14 protein-coding genes and 1 pseudogene are annotated in these 19,202 nt (G+C 57.9%); 7 read left to right on the forward strand and 8 right to left on the reverse strand.

What is annotated here, in order from left to right; all coding sequences use genetic code 11:
- Positions 1 to 219 precede the first annotated feature (219 nt).
- Together JAB4_RS15390 and JAB4_RS15395 are read left to right on the forward strand one after the other, a co-directional pair.
- Positions 220 to 2,646, forward strand: coding sequence for a membrane-bound PQQ-dependent dehydrogenase, glucose/quinate/shikimate family (locus JAB4_RS15390; protein WP_083287097.1), 2,427 nt, complete (start codon positions 220 to 222; stop codon positions 2,644 to 2,646).
- A gap of 11 nt (positions 2,647 to 2,657) precedes the next feature.
- The gene (locus JAB4_RS15395) at positions 2,658 to 3,293 is read left to right on the forward strand and encodes a TetR/AcrR family transcriptional regulator (RefSeq protein WP_071650149.1); all 636 of its coding nucleotides are present in this window, start codon (positions 2,658 to 2,660) and stop codon (positions 3,291 to 3,293) included.
- 137 nt (positions 3,294 to 3,430) lie between these two features.
- Here the strand turns inward: JAB4_RS15395 and JAB4_RS15400 are convergent, their stop codons facing one another.
- The 3 genes from JAB4_RS15400 to JAB4_RS15410 all read right to left on the reverse strand — a co-directional run bounded on the left by JAB4_RS15400 (position 3,431) and on the right by JAB4_RS15410 (position 4,707).
- Positions 3,431 to 3,979 (reverse strand): hypothetical protein, encoded by a 549-nt coding sequence (locus tag JAB4_RS15400; RefSeq protein WP_139143623.1) that lies wholly within the window; start codon positions 3,977 to 3,979, stop codon positions 3,431 to 3,433.
- Between the two features lie 94 nt (positions 3,980 to 4,073).
- Complete coding sequence (locus JAB4_RS15405) at positions 4,074 to 4,343, reverse strand: hypothetical protein (RefSeq protein WP_070308428.1); 270 nt, start codon at positions 4,341 to 4,343, stop codon at positions 4,074 to 4,076.
- Positions 4,344 to 4,401: 58 nt separating this feature from the next.
- Complete coding sequence (locus JAB4_RS15410; protein ID WP_070218678.1) at positions 4,402 to 4,707, reverse strand: hypothetical protein; 306 nt, start codon at positions 4,705 to 4,707, stop codon at positions 4,402 to 4,404.
- 973 nt (positions 4,708 to 5,680) lie between these two features.
- On the opposite strand from JAB4_RS15410, the gene JAB4_RS15415 reads away from it, so the two are divergent.
- Positions 5,681 to 5,983, forward strand: a complete 303-nt coding sequence (locus JAB4_RS15415; protein WP_070218679.1) for an HNH endonuclease — start codon at positions 5,681 to 5,683, stop codon at positions 5,981 to 5,983.
- A gap of 169 nt (positions 5,984 to 6,152) precedes the next feature.
- Here JAB4_RS15415 and JAB4_RS15420 read toward each other — a convergent pair whose 3' ends face one another.
- A complete protein-coding gene (locus JAB4_RS15420; RefSeq protein ID WP_227741965.1) occupies positions 6,153 to 7,076 on the reverse strand; it encodes a LysR family transcriptional regulator in 924 nt (307 codons plus the stop codon).
- 111 nt (positions 7,077 to 7,187) lie between these two features.
- Here JAB4_RS15420 and JAB4_RS15425 point away from each other — a divergent pair, with 111 nt between their 5' ends.
- Complete coding sequence (locus tag JAB4_RS15425; protein WP_070218681.1) at positions 7,188 to 7,940, forward strand: SDR family oxidoreductase; 753 nt, start codon at positions 7,188 to 7,190, stop codon at positions 7,938 to 7,940.
- A gap of 158 nt (positions 7,941 to 8,098) precedes the next feature.
- Here the strand turns inward: JAB4_RS15425 and JAB4_RS15430 are convergent, their stop codons facing one another.
- Positions 8,099 to 9,724, reverse strand: coding sequence for a response regulator (locus JAB4_RS15430; RefSeq protein WP_070218682.1), 1,626 nt, complete (start codon positions 9,722 to 9,724; stop codon positions 8,099 to 8,101).
- Between the two features lie 350 nt (positions 9,725 to 10,074).
- On the opposite strand from JAB4_RS15430, the gene JAB4_RS15435 reads away from it, so the two are divergent.
- Positions 10,075 to 11,139 carry a GGDEF domain-containing protein gene (locus tag JAB4_RS15435; protein WP_139143625.1) on the forward strand — a complete coding sequence of 355 codons (1,065 nt, stop codon included), beginning with the start codon at positions 10,075 to 10,077 and terminating at the stop codon, positions 11,137 to 11,139.
- 184 nt (positions 11,140 to 11,323) lie between these two features.
- Entirely contained in the window at positions 11,324 to 15,361 is a 4,038-nt protein-coding gene (gene purL / locus JAB4_RS15440; RefSeq protein ID WP_070218684.1) for a phosphoribosylformylglycinamidine synthase, read from the forward strand.
- Positions 15,362 to 15,506: 145 nt separating this feature from the next.
- On the opposite strand, the gene JAB4_RS15445 is transcribed toward purL, so the two are convergent.
- The 3 genes and pseudogenes from JAB4_RS15445 to JAB4_RS15455 all read right to left on the reverse strand — a co-directional run bounded on the left by JAB4_RS15445 (position 15,507) and on the right by JAB4_RS15455 (position 18,889).
- Positions 15,507 to 17,222, reverse strand: coding sequence for an AIPR family protein (locus JAB4_RS15445; RefSeq protein WP_083287098.1), 1,716 nt, complete (start codon positions 17,220 to 17,222; stop codon positions 15,507 to 15,509).
- Positions 17,223 to 17,357: 135 nt separating this feature from the next.
- Positions 17,358 to 18,080 carry a hypothetical protein gene (locus JAB4_RS15450; RefSeq protein ID WP_139143626.1) on the reverse strand — a complete coding sequence of 241 codons (723 nt, stop codon included), beginning with the start codon at positions 18,078 to 18,080 and terminating at the stop codon, positions 17,358 to 17,360.
- Positions 18,081 to 18,166: 86 nt separating this feature from the next.
- Positions 18,167 to 18,889: pseudogene (locus JAB4_RS15455) on the reverse strand (DUF2837 family protein).
- On the opposite strand from JAB4_RS15455, the gene JAB4_RS30665 reads away from it, so the two are divergent.
- A complete protein-coding gene (locus JAB4_RS30665; RefSeq protein ID WP_227742193.1) occupies positions 18,810 to 18,980 on the forward strand; it encodes a hypothetical protein in 171 nt (56 codons plus the stop codon). The pseudogene JAB4_RS15455 and the gene JAB4_RS30665 sit on opposite strands and share 80 nt — an antisense overlap.
- Positions 18,981 to 19,202: the final 222 nt, after the last annotated feature.

Genomic DNA, 19,202 nt, shown 5'->3' on the forward strand with positions numbered 1-19,202 from the left:
ATTAGTGCGGTAGGTCGGATTAGCGCGTACGCGCGTAATCCGACAACCCCGCCAGCTCTCCATCCCCGCCCAAAATCAAGCACCCATGTCAATTTTTCTTTCCTTGCATCAAAAATCGGCATAAAATGAAACCGTACAGTACAGTTTCACTACGTAGATTTAAAAAACCAGCCATCCCCGGCGTGCTTGCCTGGGCAGGGGAGGCGTCATGGATAAAAAATGGACACTTCAGTAAATAAAGGCGCGCCGGCGATCCCGGCGGTCTTCAGGGGCAAGCGGCTTGCCCTGACGGCTTTCGGTATCTTTCTTGGTTTTTCCGGCCTGGCCCTGGCGGCGGGCGGCATCGAACTCATCACCCTTGGCGGTTCCTGGTATTACCTGCCGGCCGGCCTGGGCCTCATCCTCGCCGGCGTGCTGTATCTGCGCCGCAAACCGCTGGCCAGTGCCGTCGTCGCCGCGCTGCTCGTCGCGACACTGATCTGGGCCGTGTGGGAAATCGGCTTTGCCTTCTGGCCCATGGTGCCGCGCCTGGCGCCTTTCCTCGTCATCGGCCTCGTGGCCGCCTTGCTGCATCCGTGGCTGGCGGGGCATTCACACAGTGGCCAGTCGCGCGGTTTCGCGGCCCTGTTTGCCGTCGTGCTGGCGGCCGGTTTCGCCTCGATGTTCAAGCCGCATGGCGTGACGGAGGCCACGGCGCAGCCGCAGCAGGATGCGGTGGCGGCCATCAATGACGGCAGCGCCAACTGGGCGCATTACGGCTATGGACCGTCGGGCACGCGCTTCGCGCCGTACACGCAGATCGGCAAGGCCAACGTCAACCAACTGCAGGTGGCGTGGACCTACCGCTCGGGCGAGCTGGCCGAAGGGGCATCCGAATCGCAAAACACGCCGCTGCAGATCGGCGACACCATTTATACGTGCACGCCGACGAGCAAGGTCATCGCGCTCGACGCGGACACGGGCAAGGAACGCTGGACCTTCGATCCGAAGCCGGCCAACACGAAGACGTGGAACCGCTGCCGCGGCGTGGGCTACTACGAGCCGGCCAAGGTGACAAAGCCATTCCAGTTCGACGGCATGCAGGCGGCCAGCGCGCCGGTGGCGGGCGCATGCGCGAAGCGCATCGTGCAGGTGACCATGGATGCGCGCCTGATCGAGATCGACGCGCAGACGGGCAAGCAGTGCGAGGGTTTTGGCGACAAGGGCTCCGTCGACCTGACGGTCGGCCTGGGCAAGGTCAAGATGAACGTGCCGTACTACGCCTATACGTCCGCGCCCACCGTGGTGCGCAACCTGATCATCCTCGGCGGCTGGGTCTTCGATGGCCGCTCGACCGATGAGCCGTCGGGCGTCGTGCGCGCCTACAGCGCCGACACGGGGGAGCTGGTGTGGGCCTGGGACCTCGGTAATCCGGCCATCACGAAGCTGCCGCCGGAAGGGCAGACCTACACGCGCAGCACGCCGAACATGTGGTCGGCGCCCGCGTTCGACGATGCGCTGGGCCTGGTCTACCTGCCGACGGGGAACGAGCAGCCGGACTTCTGGGGCGGCAAGCGTCCGCCGCTGACAGAGAAGTATTCGTCGGCCATCGTCGCCCTCGACATGGCCACGGGCCGCGAGCGCTGGACGTATCAAACCGTTCACCACGATATCTGGGATTACGACGTGGCCGCGCAGCCCGCCTTGTACGACGTCCCGGACGGCAAGGGTGGAAAAATTCCCGCGCTGGTGCAGCTGACCAAACGGGGCCAGATATTCATGCTGGACCGCCGCACGGGCAAGCCGATTGCGGACGTGGTGGAAAAGCCCGTGCCGCAAGAGCATGCGGCCGGCGACTGGGTCTCCAAAACGCAGCCATATTCGACCGGCATGCCGGCCCTCGGCGCGGCAACGCTGACGGAGCGCGACATGTGGGGCGCCACCTTCTTCGACCAGCTGGCTTGCCGCATCAGCTTCCGCAAGCTCAATTACAAAGGGGAGTTCACAGCGCCAAGCACGCAAGAGACCTTGATTTATCCAGGCTACTACGGCGGCTTCAACTGGGGCGGCGCGGCCGTCGATGAAAGCAACGGCTATATGTTCGTCAACGATATCCGCATGCCGCAGGTGGTCAGGCTGGTGCCGCGCGAAACGGTGGACGTGGCCAAGCTGACGTCGGGCCACGGCGTGGGCAGCACCTATCCGATGGATGGTACGCCGTTCGTCATCGACCACAAGGCCTTCAATTCGCCGCTGGGCATACCGTGCCAAAGCCCGCCGTGGGGCGTGTTTGCCGCCATCGACCTGAAAACACGCAGCAAGGTGTGGGAGCGCCCGGCCGGCACGGTGCGCGATGCCGTCATCCACGGCGTGCGCGCCAGCCTGCCCATCCCGCTGGGCATGCCGACCCTGGGCGGCGGCGTCAGTACGGCGTCCGGCCTGGTGTTTTATGCGGGCACGCAGGATTACTATTTGCGCGCCATGGATATCGCCACCGGCCATGAAGTGTGGAAGGCGCGCATGCCCGTCGGTTCGCAAGGCACGCCGATGACGTATGTGTCGCCCACGTCGGGCCGCCAGTACGTCGTGGTGGTCGCGGGCGGCGCCCGCCAGAGCCCGGACCGGGGGGATTACGTGATAGCATACGCGCTTCCCAAGACACAGTAAGAGTTTGCTTCATGCCCCAGTTGCGCACCGTTCCCGCTTCCCCGAGTACCCGAAGCGAGGAGCGGCGGCGCAAGCTGCTGGTGGCGGCGGCGGACCTCTTCCTCGCCTCCGGCTACGATGGCGTCAGCATGGACGCCATCGTGGCCGAGGCGGGCGGCTCGAAGGCCACCGCCTACCGCTACTTCGGCAGCAAGCAGGAATTGCTGGTGGCCGTGGTCGAATACCTGTGCGCCGATTTCATCATCGCGCTGCGCCAGCTCGATACGTCGCAAGCGGGCCTGGAGCAGGGTTTGCAGCTGATCCTCGATGAACTGGTGGCCGTCGTCACCAGCCCCCGCCATGTAGACTTTTATCGCCTCGTCGTCACGGGTGCGGCCGCCGTGCCGGCCGTGGGCCAGACCTGGTACGAGCACGGCCCGCAAGTGTGGCACGCCCTGATCCTGCGCCTGCTGGAACAGCAGCGCACGCAGGGCCGCATCGCGCCCGACACCTCGTTTTCCAATCTGCCGCAAATCTTGTTCGACGCCGTCTTCTCGCACCTGACCACGCGCACCGTGATGCTGGGGCAGGGCGGCGATGCCGCCACGTTCCGGCCCTTGATCGCGGAGCTGATCGAGCTGGTGGTGGCGAGGGTGGAGCGCAGGTAAGCGGCGAAAAGAGACTTGAGCCCATCGGGCAGCATGCTTTTGCCATAGCATCACTCCTGCCAAGAACCCGCCGCTCATCCTGTCGCTGACTGTCGTGTCGCTGACTGCCGTGTACGTCCGCTATCGCCCCATACCGGTCATTGAAGTATTGCTCCTGACTCTGGAACTAGGCTAAATGGGCGCCAGCCGCCTGGTGGGTCCCATTCACCATCACCACGAATCCGACCCGCGCTCGCATCGTGAAGGACTACACCGTCGATCCCAAGCGGCGACTGCCCCCATATCAGACCTCCTGTATGACCTCCTGTATGGTCAAAAGCAAGAACTTCAGATGCCGAAGTTACAAGCACTGCGATGCGGCTATTTAGGTTCTCAAGGTCGCGCGAATCGTACAGATGGCCAAAGTAACCGTCCAGCTGATGGCGACGAACTTCGCCAAGGTAAAGATCAACGACGAACACGAACTGCCCAAAGCCGATGTAAACGATGCCCTCAGCGAAACGTGTGCTCTGAAAGCACGAGTACCCTGCGCTGGCAAGAATGTTTACGCGAGTCACCGGCGCACTATGGTGAGCGATCAAGACACTGGCAACGATGTTGGATTCTGAGGTTGGGCCGCGAGCAACAAGGACGCGACCATGTTCACTGTGCTCGCCAAGACTAAGAAATTTAACTTCCATCTGCATTTGTTTCCAAGGGATACGTCGAGTGACCGCTTCTGGTTGCCGTCGTTGGCCGGTTGCGCCCCGAAGCGGTCATAGAACTACCGAAGTAGGCGGATCAATGAAGTGAATTCACAGCGTCTTGGATATCGTTGATCAACAAGGCGAGATCGGGCTTATCGCCGTACATGTCGAGTTCGCGAGTGGCAATCAATCCCATGGACAGCGGCCCTGGCGCTGGGTCGGAAGGATATCCAGACACAAATACTTCGCACCAACCTAGTTGTCGTAGGATAGATTGCCCAGGCGGCCAGCCTTTCTCTGCCAGAGGCTGAATCTGCTGAATAGCTGATTGAATCTTCCGCAAGAGCATTATTTTATCTTCCATTTTTTCTTGCTCGCGCGAGTGACCGCTTGTGGCCGATAAGAGTCTCGAAGGTAGCCACCTACTCAGAAAGAACTTTTCCTGTGCCGACGATCTTCGCGCCCTCTAATACTTCGAATACTACCCCAGGAATGAGGGGCGAATAGTCTACACTGGACTGATAAACAAGGACTGCCTCCGCGTTCGCGGCGGTTCCAGGCATAACACCGCCTAGGGGGCCATTCAACAGCACGACTCCCAAATAATCACCCTGAGCGACACGAAGGTGTGGACGATAAATGCCCGAACAAAGGTCAGTCGCAGTTGCGCGGCCACCATCCTGAGGGGCTTTAAAGTCAATCTGAACCCGAACGCTGTGCTTTTTCATTGTGTTCTTTCCAGTTGAACTTTGTCCGCTCCTGGCCGATAACGGAAGCACTATGCGGCTCTCCAAATTGATTCGAACTCTTGATGGGAAATCGCACTGTATCCTGACTCCGATAAATCGAGAGGCTTTTCTGAGATCCCGCCAAATTCGTCGCTCTCATGCTCGGCACTATAGCAAAGCAGCGGACCAGAATCATACTGTTCTATTTGTCGGGTAACCCAGCCTGCACCATCGACTTCAAAGTACCACCAGGACGTGCCCCATGCATCGTACCTGTCATCTCTAGTCTCGTCCCAGTGTCTTTTTACGTAACTTGGCATACTTAAATTGAGTAATGAAGGGTAACGTCAGTCGTCCGCTTCTGGCCGGTTGCCGTCTTGTTCTATCTTAACCTCTGATGATAAATTGTAAATTGGAGCTCGTATCAACCCATCGTGGGCGGAGTCCTTTCGCAAACTCCTCCCTTACCTTGGTTAACGAATACTCGTCGCCCATGTCTGCTTCAATTTCACCGATGCAGCCCCAACAGTCGCCACCACAGTCAACTGATAGAGGGTCATCTTTCTGGTCCAGTTTTCGACTGCATATACTGCATGTATTTCGCATCTTCAAACCTCTATACGACTACACGTTGTTTGCGGCCACGGCGAGCGCCGGCTTTTGGCCGGTTGCCGTCGTTGGCAGGTTACGCCCCAAAGCGGATAACGGTTCCTGAGCGCAGATTGCTCTTAAGCGCGGTCAAGTACAGCGATCAAAGGTCTGAAGGGCTGTTTCACCAGAAATTTCCTGTGTAGGCAGATGCACATGCACCTCACTATCATCAATTGGAGAAAAACCTTTGTCGCTCCCCGTTGAGCAGGCGCTCTGCCGCGGCTGCCCCGGCCGGGGCGATGGACTCGTTCCGCCCCCGGGTCGCGTTGCACCAGGGGCGAATGATATAGTGGCGGAAATGTATACACTGAAAGAAACTACCATGAAAAACGATGCAAGCACTCGCCAGCCAGCCAGCCAGGCACCTGCCAGGCTCAGCAAAGGGGACTTCGTCACCGCACTGCGCAAGCAGCTGCAAGACGAAGGAAAGGCCGGCAAGTCCAGCGTGGACGTACGCGCTGCGACCCTGCACACGGACGTTGGCGTGTATCCGGCGCGCGGCCACTCGATGCCGACCTGTTGCACGGTGATGTATGAAGAGATGCAGCCCGGTGACGAGATTCTGCTGACGCCATCCGGCGGCAAGGGACCGACGCTGCTGGTACGGTATAAACTCCCGCGCTGATCGAACCTTGCCCTGCGCCGTGAACAGGTGTTCACGGCACCGCTCTGGCTTGCGGCGGCGAGTGGCGGACATTGGCACAGCAGTTGTTGACCATCCATTTCACATGCGGCTGGCGCTGGCAGCACCATCCATCACTGCGCAAGAATGGCGTTATCGCACCAGAGGCCGCTCAGCGGATGTTCAGTGCCGGTACCTTTGAAAACGCTTCCGCGATGAAGTCCATGAACACGACGGCCCGCGTTGGCAGCAGCCTGTTTGCGACATAGACGATTTGAACCGGGACGGGCAGGGCAGTGTGCGCCGTCAGGAGCAACTGCAAATTGCCATTCCTGAGTCCTTCCTCGAACAGCCACTGCGGCCCATGTCCGATACCGAGTCCCGCATTGACCAGTTCGCGCACGGCCTCGGGTGAGTTTACCCGTACCTTTCCCGATACTGCTACTTCCGTATCGCGGAAGCGCCATGTGGCACCCGACGACAGCAGGGTGTAGATCACGCAATCGTGCCCGCGCAGATCGTCGGGCGTGACCGGCACGCCGCGTTTGGCGAGATAGCCCTTGCTGGCGACAAACACGCGCTCGAACAGGCCGATGCGCCGCGCGCGCAGGGCGCTGTCTTCCAGATGGCCGATCCGAATTGCCAGTTCCGCTCCTTCATCGACGAGACCCACATAGCGATCATTGATCTGGAGATCGAGCGCCAGGCCGGGATAGCGCTCCAGAAAGGCGGGGACATGCGGCAACACAAATGCATGCGCCAGAGCGGTCGGACACGCGACGCGCAGCAATCCGGACGGATCGACGTTCTCCCTGAAGGACGATTCGGACTCGTCGACGGCGTCAAGGATGCGCCGCACTTCCGCATAGTAGCGTTCCCCTTCGGGCGTGAGGGCAAGCTTGCGCGTTGAGCGGTGCAGCAGCCGCGTCTGCAGATGCTCTTCCAATGCCGCCACATGACGGCTGACGTTGGGCTGCCCCAGGCCCAGGTCGCGGCCGGCAGCGGAGAAGCTCCCCGTCTCCACAGCGCGCGCGAAGCATGTCATCAAAAGAAACCGGTCCAAAGTTACTCTCCCCGATTCATGCAATTGGAGCATGAATTATATGCAAAGATACGATCTTATCGAATTTCAAGCATGGGCGCATAGTTCTTCCCACGGCAGGTCAGCCAATGCTGGCTGACCCTGAATCACCTACAGGAGAATTTTATGTCCCGCTTGCAAGGAAAACGTACTCTTATCACCGGCGGCACCAGCGGCATCGGCCTCGAAACAGCCAGGCAGTTTCTCGCCGAAGGCGCACGCGTCATCGTCACCGGCGTCACTCCGGAATCGATCGAGAAGGCCAGGAAAGAACTTGGCGCCGAGGTTCTCGTGCTGCGCGCCGATTCCGCCAATGTCGCCGCCCAACAGGAGTTGGCGCGCGCCGTCCAGGCGCACTACGGCCAGCTCGATATCGCCTTTCTCAACGCCGGCGTATCCGTCTGGACGCCGATCGAAGCGTGGACGGAGGAAATGTTCGACCGATCGTTCGACATCAACGTCAAGGGTCCCTATTTCCTGATCCAGGCGCTGCTGCCAGTGTTCGCGAACCCCGCATCGGTGGTGCTCAACACATCGGTCAGCGCGCACGTGGGCTCGGCGCATTCATCGGTATATGCCGCAACCAAGGCCGCATTCCTGAACTTGTCGAAAACGCTGTCGGGCGAACTGCTGGCACGCGGCATTCGCGTCAACGCCGTCAGTCCCGGCCCGGTCGAAACGCCGCTGTACGACAAGCTCGGCATCCCGGATGCCTACCGCGATCAGCTCAACAAGGACATTACCGCAACGATTCCGTTCGGCCGCTTCGGCACGCCGGAGGAAGTGGCCAAGGCGGTGTTGTACCTCGCTTCCGACGAGTCCCGCTGGACCGTCGGCTCCGAAATCATCGTTGACGGCGGCCGTACGCTTAACGGTTGACGTCACACAACTGCCGAACTATACGGATGCGCCCGCTCCGAATGCGTGAGCGGGCTTCATTTTGAAAGAGAGTATTCAATTGCGCAAACGGCGGCGATGGGACGGCCCACCTTGTCGAACGGCTTGTTGTCGATTGACGGGCAGGGCGCAGGCAAGAGTCAGGTCGCAATACCATACTTGTGCTGCGTAGCCGCATACTGCTGCTTGAGCGACTCCAGCTGCGGATGCCTGGGGTCGATCTTGCGGATCACCTGCATCTGGTGCTGCGCCTGTTCAGCGAGCGGGGCTTCCCAGCCCAGCATGTTGAGCTGGCGCAGGATGGCCTCGACGGAGGCGAACAGCACGGGCAGGTTGCCCGGCGTCTTGCGCAGGGCCTGGCGCAGCACGAAGACGGCGCCCTTGAGTTCTCCGCTTTCCGCCTTGCTGGCCGCATCCTGCATCAATTCCTGCACCTGGTTCGTGATCTGCTGGCCCATGCCTTGCGTCAGGTCGTGGCGGCCCGCTTTTTCAAAGACATCGACGGCCGCTTCCATCGTCACGTCGCTGTCGGCTTCGTTGACGAGTTTCATCATGACGTCGGACGCGGCCTGTTCCAGGTTGTTCTTCAGGCAGCTTTGCACGAGGCCCACCTTCAGCTGCGTCGACAGGCCCCGCGCGTCGTCCAGGGCGGCGGCGGCCAGTTGCAGTTCGGTGGCGGCGGCGATGTCGTTGCCCGACAGTTCATGCAGCATGGCGGCCGAGATGGCGCGGCACGCTTCCACGTTGGCGCTGCCCCGCAGGGAGCGCTCCATGTCGCGCAGCACGCCGCTCGCTTGCGGCGCGTCGCCCTTTTTCACCAGCGTTCTGACCAGGTTGACGTGGTCTTCCGGATCGCGGAATTCGGAGTACTTCGCCTTCGTCACGACCTGTTTATACGCTCGTTCGGCCGCGCCGATGTCGCCCGTGTCGAAGGCGATGCCGCCCAGGTGGCGCAAGCGGCGCACCATGTGCGGCGAGATGGCCACCGCGTCCTCGAGGATTTTCTTGGCCTGCAGTTGCTGGCCCATGGCTTCATGGTTTTGCGCCAGCAAGTCGTAGGCGGCCATGAAGCGGGGATAGGTCTCCACCAGTTCCAGCAGCGCTTCCTGCGCATCCTCGTGGCGCTGCTGTTCGAACAGGGTGCGCGCCAGGCCCAGGTGCGCCCAGGCCATGGGCCGCGTTGCCAGCATGTCGGCGTAGAGCTGTTCCGCTTCCTTCCATTCGTCCAGGTTGATGTGCAGTTCGGCGCGCAGGCGGGCGAAATCGGCCGCCAGGCGCGGGTGCTGCAGTTCGGCCGCGCGGCAGCTTTTCACGGCTTCGCGCAGGTCGCCCTTGTCGATCAGCTGATACGTGGGCAGAAAAACGGCGCGCCGCTCGATGGCGCGCGCGATGCGGCCGCTCAGCACGTCGACGGTGAACGGTTTTAATATGTAGTCGGACGGGGTCAGCTCCGCTGCGCTGATCACCTTGCTGTGGATGGCCTCCGAGGTCAGCATGATGAAGATCGTCCACAGGCCGATCAGCTTATGGTGGCGCAAGTCTTCCAGCAATTGCTGGCCATCCTGGCCATCCGTGCCGCTGCCAAGGTCGTATTCGCACAGGATGATGTCGAACGGTTTCTTCATCAGCAAGCGGATGGCCGTGCCGGCATTGACGGCATATTCCACCTTGGTGATGGCGGCCTGGTTCAGCATATTGTGCAGATTGCCCCGCATGCTGGGGTTCGGGTCGACGATCAGGACAGATAAGTCGCTAGTTTCTGGCATGGTTCAGCTCTCGTTCATCTGTTCGGTCATTTGCGGGAACTCTTCTTATATGTAGCTGCCTGGCAGTATTGTTTTTTATCAGCATACTGCAAAGCCGCCCGACACTGCCAGCAAAATGCATGCAATCGGGTGCCGTGCGCAAGGGCAGGCGCGTGCAGCGCCGTCCGGCGTTGTATTTCATGACACGAGCGCCCCTTGCGACAGTGCGGGCGCCTGTTTTTCCGGCCATTCCCCGACTACCGTGATAGTATTCTAAAATGCAACACCTGTTGCATGCCGCACCACGTCGCGGCAAGGCATGCGCAAGGCTTTAACGGGCGCTTTATCCCTCTCTGGTGTCGATACCCGTCATGCGCGTTCCTGAACTGTCTACCTTGCGGCGCATTGCCGTTCCCCTTGCCTTTGGCGGCAACAGCGAACAGCAGCATACGTATTTTGCGGAATTGCACCGGGTTGGCCTGATCACGCAAGTGATGGGCATCATCGCCTTCAGCCTGGCCTGGCTGCTGATGCCTCCGGCCTACCATCCGAACCTGACGCACGCCGTGCTGGCCTTGCTGGGCATGTTGGCGAGCCTGGTCGTGCGCGCCCGCTGCACCACCTTGCCCGTGCTGACCATGACGGGTGCCTGCGCCGTGCTGGCGCTGACCTTCGGCTTGCGCACCATGGCCGATGCTGTCCACCACGCCAGCTTCTGGGTCTTGCCCGTGGGTGTCTTCATGACCCTGGCCATCGCTTCCATCTTCAATGGCGGTCTCAGCTACCTGGCCGTGGTGGCCGGCGTGTGGTGGAACGTGGGCCACGGCCTGTATCCCGTCAACGCTGGCTTGCCCGACCAGCCCTGGGTGCCGTTGATGATCGCCGTCAGCGTGCTGTTCGGGCTGGCGCTGAACGTCAGCTTCAGCTTATTGCGCCTGCGTAACTATCACGCCAAGGTGGAATTGACGCGGCTGGCCTTCCAGGACAGCCTGACGGGCTTGAACAACCGCCGCATGTTCACGCAGCGGGCCCAGCAGATGCATGGCGCAAGCCACGGCGGCATGCTGCATTTCCTGATGATCGACATTGACGATTTCAAGATCATCAACGATCAGCAGGGCCACGATGCGGGCGACGCGGTGCTCATGCGCACGGCCGCCATCATCGCGGACAAGGCGCAAAGCCATCTGTGCGGACGCCTGGGCGGCGAGGAATTCGGCATCGTCTACGCGGGCGACCGCGAGGCCGTGCGCGCCTTCGCCGGCGCCCTGGTCGCCGCCGTCAGCCAGGCTTTCCATGCGGCACAGTTCGTGTCGATCAGCGTGGGCGTGGCCGAGCTGGACCGGGACAAGGAGCTGAGCCACAGTTACCGCCTGGCCGACGAGGCGCTGTACCTGGCCAAGCGCCAGGGCAAGAACCGCTATGTGATCGCCTGATCCTGTTGTTGCAAGTTGGCAAAAACTGCCGCTTTCAGGGGCAAAATGGCCGCAAAGCCATAAGTTCCGGTAATAAAGCAGGGGTAAAACGGGTATAATGCGCGCAAAGGAAATTTGCCGTACGAAAGATATTGTCATACCTACCTTTAACCCGCAGCCACGCTGCATCAACCACCTTCCAATCATGTTGATACTGCCGGGTTCCAATGCCCTGTCCCATTTCCGTAGCCACCGTCTGTTAAGCCAACTGCAAGCCGTCTCGCCTGCGATCGTTGCCGTGCAAGCACGCTATGTCCATTTCATCGATGCCAGCGCGCCCCTCACGGCCGACGACAGCACGCGCCTTGGCGCCTTGCTGACGTACGGCGAGCCGGCCCAGGCCGACAATACGGAAGGCGCTGCCGAAGAATTCTTCGTCATCCCCCGTTTCGGCACGATTTCGCCGTGGGCTTCGAAAGCCACCGACATCGCGCACAACTGCGGCATGGCGCACATCAAGCGCGTCGAACGCGGCATCGCTTTCCGCATCAACCTGAAATCGGGCATCCTGGGCAGCGCCATCGGCGCCGGCAAACTGACGGACGAGCAAGTACAGGCCGTGGCCGACCAGCTGCACGACCGCATGACGGAATCCGTGCTGCGCAGCGCCGACGACGCCAAGGACTTGTTCCGCACGCTGGAAGCGCGTCCGCTCGAATCGATCGACTTGCTGGGGCAGGGCAAGCGCGCGCTGGAAACGGCGAACACGGAACTGGGCCTGGCGATGTCGGAAGACGAAATCGACTACCTGGATGCCGCCTTCACCAAGGCCGGCCGCAACCCGACGGATGTGGAACTGATGATGTTCGCGCAGGCGAACAGCGAGCATTGCCGCCACAAGATCTTCAACGCCGACTGGACCATCGACGGCGTGGCGCAGCCCAAGTCGCTGTTCGGCATGATCAAGAACACGCACGAACTGCAGCCGAAGGGCACCGTCGTCGCCTACAGCGACAACTCGTCCATCATGGAAGGCGCCACAGTCTCGCGCTTCTACCCGCGCGGTGCGAACCACGAATACGCGGCATCGACGGAACTGACGCACACGCTGATGAAGGTGGAAACGCATAACCACCCGACGGCCATCTCTCCTTTCCCTGGCGCCTCCACGGGCGCGGGCGGCGAGATCCGCGACGAAGGCGCAACGGGCCGCGGCGCCAAGCCGAAGGCTGGCTTGACGGGTTTTACGGTCTCGAATTTGTCCCTGCCGGACGCCGTGCGCAGTTGGGAAACGGCCGCTTCCGTGACGGCGCCGCTGGCTTCGCGTACTGAGGCAGATCAATACGGCAAGCCGGAACGCATCGCTTCGCCCCTGCAGATCATGATCGAAGGCCCGCTGGGCGGCGCCGCGTTCTCGAACGAATTCGGCCGCCCGGTCCTGGGCGGTTACTTCCGTACCTATGAACAAAACGTCGGCGCAGACAAAGATTCCGTGTTCGGCTACCACAAGCCCATCATGATCGCGGGCGGCATCGGCAATATCTCGGCGCAGCACACGCACAAGAACGATATCCCCGTCGGCAGCCTGCTGGTGCAGCTGGGTGGCCCGGGCATGCGCATCGGCATGGGCGGCAGCGCCGCCTCGTCGATGACCACCGGCAGCAACACGGCCGACCTGGACTTCGATTCCGTCCAGCGCGGCAATCCTGAAATGGAACGCCGCGCCCAGGAAGTCATCAACGCCTGCTGGCAAATGGGCGCGGACAATCCGATCATCTCGATCCACGACGTGGGTGCGGGCGGCTTGTCGAACGCGTTCCCGGAAATCACCAACGACGCCAAGCGCGGCGCGATTTTCGACCTGCGCAAGATCCCGCTGGAAGAATCGGGCATGGCGCCGAAGGAAATCTGGAGCAATGAATCGCAGGAACGCTACGTCCTGGCCATCGCGCCGGAAAGCCTGCCGCTGTTCAAAGCCATGTGCGAACGCGAACGCTGCCTGTTCGCCGCCGTGGGCGTGGCCACCGAAGAGCGTCAACTCAAATTGATCGATCCGGAACTGGGCAACGAGCCGGTCGACATGCCGATGGACGTCTTGCTGGGCAAGCCGCCGAAGATGCAGCGCGATGTGGTCCACGTGGCCAACGATTTCCCAGCGATTGACCTGACGGGCATGGACCTGGTGGACGTGGCGAAAAAAGTGCTGCTGCTGCCGACCGTGGCCGACAAATCCTTCCTGATCACCATCGGCGACCGCAGCGTGGGCGGCATGACCGTGCGCGACCAGATGGTGGGACCATGGCAAGTGCCGGTGGCCGACTGCGCCGTCACCACCATGAGCTTCGAGGGTTATCTGGGCGAAGCGATGGCCATGGGCGAACGCACGCCGCTGGCCGTCATCGACGCAGCAGCTTCCGGCCGCATGGCCGTGGGCGAAGCCGTCACCAACATCGCCGCTGCCGCGATTGCCGACATTTCCGACATCAAGCTGTCCGCCAACTGGATGGCCGCTTGCGGCCAGCCTGGCCAGGACGCAGCCCTGTACGACACGGTGAAAGCCGTCGGCATGGACCTGTGCCCGGCGCTGGGCATCAGCATCCCCGTCGGCAAGGATTCGCTGTCGATGCGCACGACCTGGAAAGACGAGAACACGGGCGCGGCGAAATCCGTCACGTCGCCGGTGTCCTTGATCGTTTCCTCGTTCGCGCCAGTCACGGACGTGCGCAAGTCGCTCACGCCGCAGCTGAAAACGGACCAGGGCGATACGTCCTTGATCTTGATCGACCTGGGCCGCGGCAAGAACCGCCTGGGCGCCTCCGCCCTGGCGCAAGTGTTGCAGCAGCTGGGCAATGAAACGCCGGACGTGGACAGCGCGGAAGACCTGAAAGGCTTCTTCTCCGCCATCCAGAAACTGAACAGCGACGACAAGCTGCTGGCCTACCATGACCGTTCGGACGGCGGCCTGTACGCCACCCTGACGGAAATGGCCTTCGCCGGCCACACGGGCATGTCCGTCAACCTGGACATGCTGACCATGGAAGGCGAGCATTCGAGCGACTGGGGCGACGCCAAGAACTGGGCCGGCCAGGTGGCGGAACGCCGCAACGAACTGACCCTGCGCGCCTTGTTCAGCGAAGAGCTGGGCGCCGTCATCCAGGTGCGCGCGGAAGAAAAGTCGCTCGTCATGGACGTGCTGCGCACGTTTAACTTGGGCGCCTGCAGCCATATCATCGGCAAGTTGAACGACCGCGACGTGATCGAATTCACGCGCGACGCCAAGCTGATTTACACCCAGCCGCGCGCGGACCTGCACCGCCTGTGGAGCGAAACGAGCTGGCGCATCGCCCGCCTGCGCGACAACCCGGCCTGCGCGGACGCCGAATACGACCGCCTGCTGGACGTGCAAGACCCGGGCATGTCGCCGATCGTCACCTTCGACCAGAACGAGAACATCGCCGCGCCATTCATCGCCACCGGCGTGCGTCCGCGTGTCGCCATCCTGCGCGAGCAGGGCGTCAACTCACACATCGAGACGGCCTACGTGATGCACCAGGCAGGTTTTACCGCTGTCGACGTGCACATGAGCGACCTGATCGCGGGCCGCGTGAAACTGGACGACTTCCAGGGCGTCATCGCCGTGGGCGGTTTCTCGTACGGCGACGTGCTGGGCGCGGGCGAAGGCTGGGCGAAGACGATTCTGTTCAACGCCAGCCTGGCGGAACAGTTCGCGCGCTTCTTCAACCGCACGGACAGCTTCGGCCTGGGCATCTGCAACGGCTGCCAGATGATGAGCAATTTGAAATCCATCATCCCTGGCGCCCACGCCTGGCCGAAGTTCACGCGCAACAAGTCGGAGAAATTCGAAGGCCGCTTTGCCATGGTCGAAGTCATGGATTCCCCATCGATCTTCTTCAACGGCATGGCCGGCACCCAGGCCGGCATCGCCATCGCCCACGGCGAAGGCTACGCCGACTTCTCGCAAACGGGCGACATCACCCAGGTCACCAAAGCCATGCGTTTTGTGGACAACAAGGGCGCCGCTACAGAAGCGTATCCGTACAACCCGAACGGCTCGCCGGAAGGCATCACCTCCGTCACCACGCCAGACGGCCGCTTCACCGTGCTGATGCCGCACGCAGAGCGCGTGTTCCGCAGCGTGCAACAGTCGTATCACCCTGAAGCATGGGGCGAGGATTCGCCGTGGATGCGTATGTTCAGGAATGCACGGAAGTTTGTGGGGTAATTTACTTAGCTATTTACGGCGCGGCGCCTTGGTTCAAGGTGCTGTTGCTGGGGTAGGGGATGAGAAAGCCGCTGTCGGGAGACAGCGGTTTTTTATCGATAATTGACCATGTTATTTGGCATTAGTATCAGTATTGGTGTGCGATTTACGCCGGACTAGTAATATTTTGAAGTTTTGGTAGTTTCCAGATTGAGATTTTTGACATTCTTAAGGCTAATGTTCTTTTTAGCTTGTCTAAGAATGGTTTCACACGTATTTCATTCCGAGTATTTGTATTGTCACCTTCAGAATCAACTATTTGTACTGCAATCTCGGAGTATAGCTCCATTGCCTTTTTTGCATACTTTGCAATTGCATTGCTAAACTCTATAGTGTTCATTCTTTGCAGAGTGAGTTTGGATAAATCTGAGCCAGATTGATCAATAAGAGTGCTTGCAACAAATATGCCCCAAGGTGTGCCATGAATGCCAAGTATTGTTTTTATAACTGCATCTGGAGAGTCATTTGCTTTAAGTAGTATCATTCGCTCAGTTTCAATTTGTTGAGCTAAGAGCCACGCAAGAAATACACGTTCTGCTTGTAGACCTCTTGGAAAAATTGTTTTATAGACCTTGTCAAAGAGTTCGGTTTTTCGACGAACTGCGTCAAGAATAGTTTCTTCTGACATTGCTGCCAAATATTGTGCAATCTTGTCTAGCTCTATCCGCTTAGGATTTTTATTAACCCGTGCCCCTTCTTGTTTTGGTGCATAAGAGTAATCTATAGATAGAAAAGAATTTCTCAATCCCTCTTGAATAGGATCAAGCAATCTCACGGCCGATAGCTTAACAGGATTTTGAGTATTGTTATATCTAACAATGTCAGTCAGTATAGTCTTCTTTGCGCCCACAACCCTCACTAGCACCTGCGCTTTTTCTGCTGTAGTTGAAATGCCGATAGCCTTTGCTAAGCTTACTGTGGTTTGGCAGCCGTTCACAATCGAGAAATGTCTGAGGGTGAATTTCTTTTTCGTTATTTCTTCAATGCTGTCCGCAACAATTGTTATTCCATTATTTAATGCCCAAAACTCACCGGGTCTGTTAACGGCCGTTTCAATTATTTTTTCATTTATTCCGCCTTTTCTTTGGCCGATAAATAAACGTACATTTCCCTCGAAAAGCTGATTCGGATATTTTGCATACCATCTAGCTAATTCACTTGCTGCGACTGACCCTATAATTGCATGGCCAAAATCACCACGAATTTCTGAAAGTGGGTTGCCAAACGTCAAAGTGTCTTCAGGAACAGTTCTATCTGCAGTTTTTGCAATAAGATATTTATCATACAGCGTGTCTTGATGCTCATAGAAAAAAGAGACGTCAGGTCCATATGTTTTTGATCGGATTGTTGACTCTTTTTGTCGTGCTATTTGATCAGATTTCGCTGCCAATGTTACTAAGCCGAATACTAATGTTAGGTTCTGAATGTCGAGATCTTGCAATCTTGTCTGAATGTCAGCTCTGCCTGCATGTTCGAATGATATGGGATCTTTAATGCTTGAGACGGCAGCAACTAATGCATTCCATTTTTTCAATGGGGCGCTTCTATCTGATCTCTCAGCTACGTAACCCTGCAAAACATAAACTGTTTCTTGATCAGTATCTACATAAATAAAATCGCAGCCACCATCTTCTGGTCCATCTACTGATGCCGCATCAATTGCCTCATCCTCATCTATGCCGAGTAACGTTGTTGCGTACCAAGCCGCAATAGCTCTGTCTCTAGAAATTCCTCCACGTTTTGCTACTGCATCAATTGCTTCAATTAATTCTTTTCGAGGGTCTTTTATTTTTTCAGTTTTTTGTGTGGTTTTAGTTGCCATGATTTCTATTCTAGGATTGTATATTTTTATGTTGCGAATATTTGTAAGTGTAGAAGATATTTTTCCTATAATTTTGTATCAAATGATTTCAATCGTATGTATTGGTGTTTTTCTTTTTGAGTTATTTGTTTTCTCTTATGGCCAGTTTGCGATGTCAATATTTTTTTCAGATACATCCATTATTTCCCATGTCCTTGCTTGAAAATCCACAGTGCCACTTGTGGATTGTATTGGGTGTGCATCATATGCGCGCACTAAAAAATATGTTGGAATTTCAAGGTTTGAAGCATGCAGTGATTTAATGGAGTTGGTAAAATATATTTTATGATCTACATTGAGGTGATCTAGTGAAACTTTCCTAACTGCGGAATTTTTCCCAATGCCAGTATTTTTTTTGATCATACGACATTGAAATGGCATTTGTACAAGTTTTTTTGATAATATGTTGGATGTTCCTGCCATCAGAAAAATACAAGTAGCATCAGGATCGTGGCGTTTCATAATTGCAAGGCGAAGAAAATCTGTGAAGATTTTCTCATCTGTGCAATGGGTCGAGTTTGCCCATTTTGCCTCCACAAGAACATCGCAATTATCATTGGTGTGCCCTTTTGCCTTAAGAGTTAAGGCAAAGTCTACTTCCTTTTTTCTTCCTGATGTGTTCTTTATGTTTATAGCAGTATGTGGGAAATCTGAATAAACTCTTACGCCATTTTTTGAAATGGGAAATGAGCTAAGCATTTGTCCAACGGCTGCTTTAAGAGCCGCTTCAGAAAATAGCCCAGCTCTGTAGCAGCAAAATTCCAGATGCAGCCAACTTCCTACAGCCTCAGCTAAACGTCTCGCTGGATTCATTTGCATGTTATTCCTCCAATTTAAAATATATTAATTAATGTTCTTGTCTGGTTATTCATAAATAAGTCTTTGAGAATATTTCATTGTTCAATCTAAACCCCTTCGCCTCCCCCCACAATCACCACCGCCGACGGCACCAGCAAAAACTGCGCAATCAGCGTTCCCGCCAATCTGCTCCCCACCAGCCACACCACCGCGCGCCGGAATTGCGATTCTTCGATCTTGCCCTCGATGACGTCATCCGTCATGCCCGACACCACGTGCCGATGAAGACGGCCATCATGATGGTGGCGCCGCCGTTGATGATCGATGACAGGGTGCTGGAGGTGACGCGCACGCTGGGGTCGAGCACGCCCGCATACAGGGCGGCAAAGACGCCTACCGTCCACAGGGCCGTGGCGATGACGATGGAGGCGGAGACGCCGGATTTTTGGCGCAGGGCCGTGACGTTGCCGGGCTTGGGCAGGCTGGCGGAGGTCTTGAGGCAGGACAAGCCGCCCTTGAAGACGGTGTGCAGCAGCAGTTTGGGCACCGACCTGTGCACCTGGAAGTGCTCGACGGCGCGGCAGAAGGCGCGCTGGAAGGTGGAGATCAGGATTGCGCCCATTAACGTTGCCAGGCTGGCGGAGAATAGTAGCCAGCGGAAGTCGCCCAATAAGGTGCTGGCGGCAACGTGCTGGTCGATTCCCGTTTCCACGTGTTTGGCAAGAAATGGTCCCAAAAAAGGAATTCGAGGTGCGCGACAGCAGCATCAAAATGCTGAACAGGGCCAGCGAGACGGCGATGCGTACGGAGCAGGCGAAGGTGCCGATCATGTGGACGATGAACGTCAGTGCGCAAATCAGCAGCAATTGCTTGTCCATCACAACCTTGCAGTATGGAAAATGTAATTCCATGCTGCCATGAAATTATTTATTTTTCAACTGCAAATATGGCAATTTTCAAGTTAACTCGTTTTCGTCGTGATTTGTGTGTTTGTATGCTGTCGGCAGTTTTTCACCCCAAGGCAGAAACTGGGGTCAGACCCGACGGGTCTGACCCCGGCCCTTGTTCTGGGTTTTGCCATGCTTTCATCGGAGGCAAGGCTTGTTCCCGCCGCTTGCAATTCAGGCATGCGCCCTCAGTTGG

Source organism: Janthinobacterium sp. HH102 (assembly GCF_001758625.2).
GTDB lineage: Bacteria > Pseudomonadota > Gammaproteobacteria > Burkholderiales > Burkholderiaceae_D > Janthinobacterium.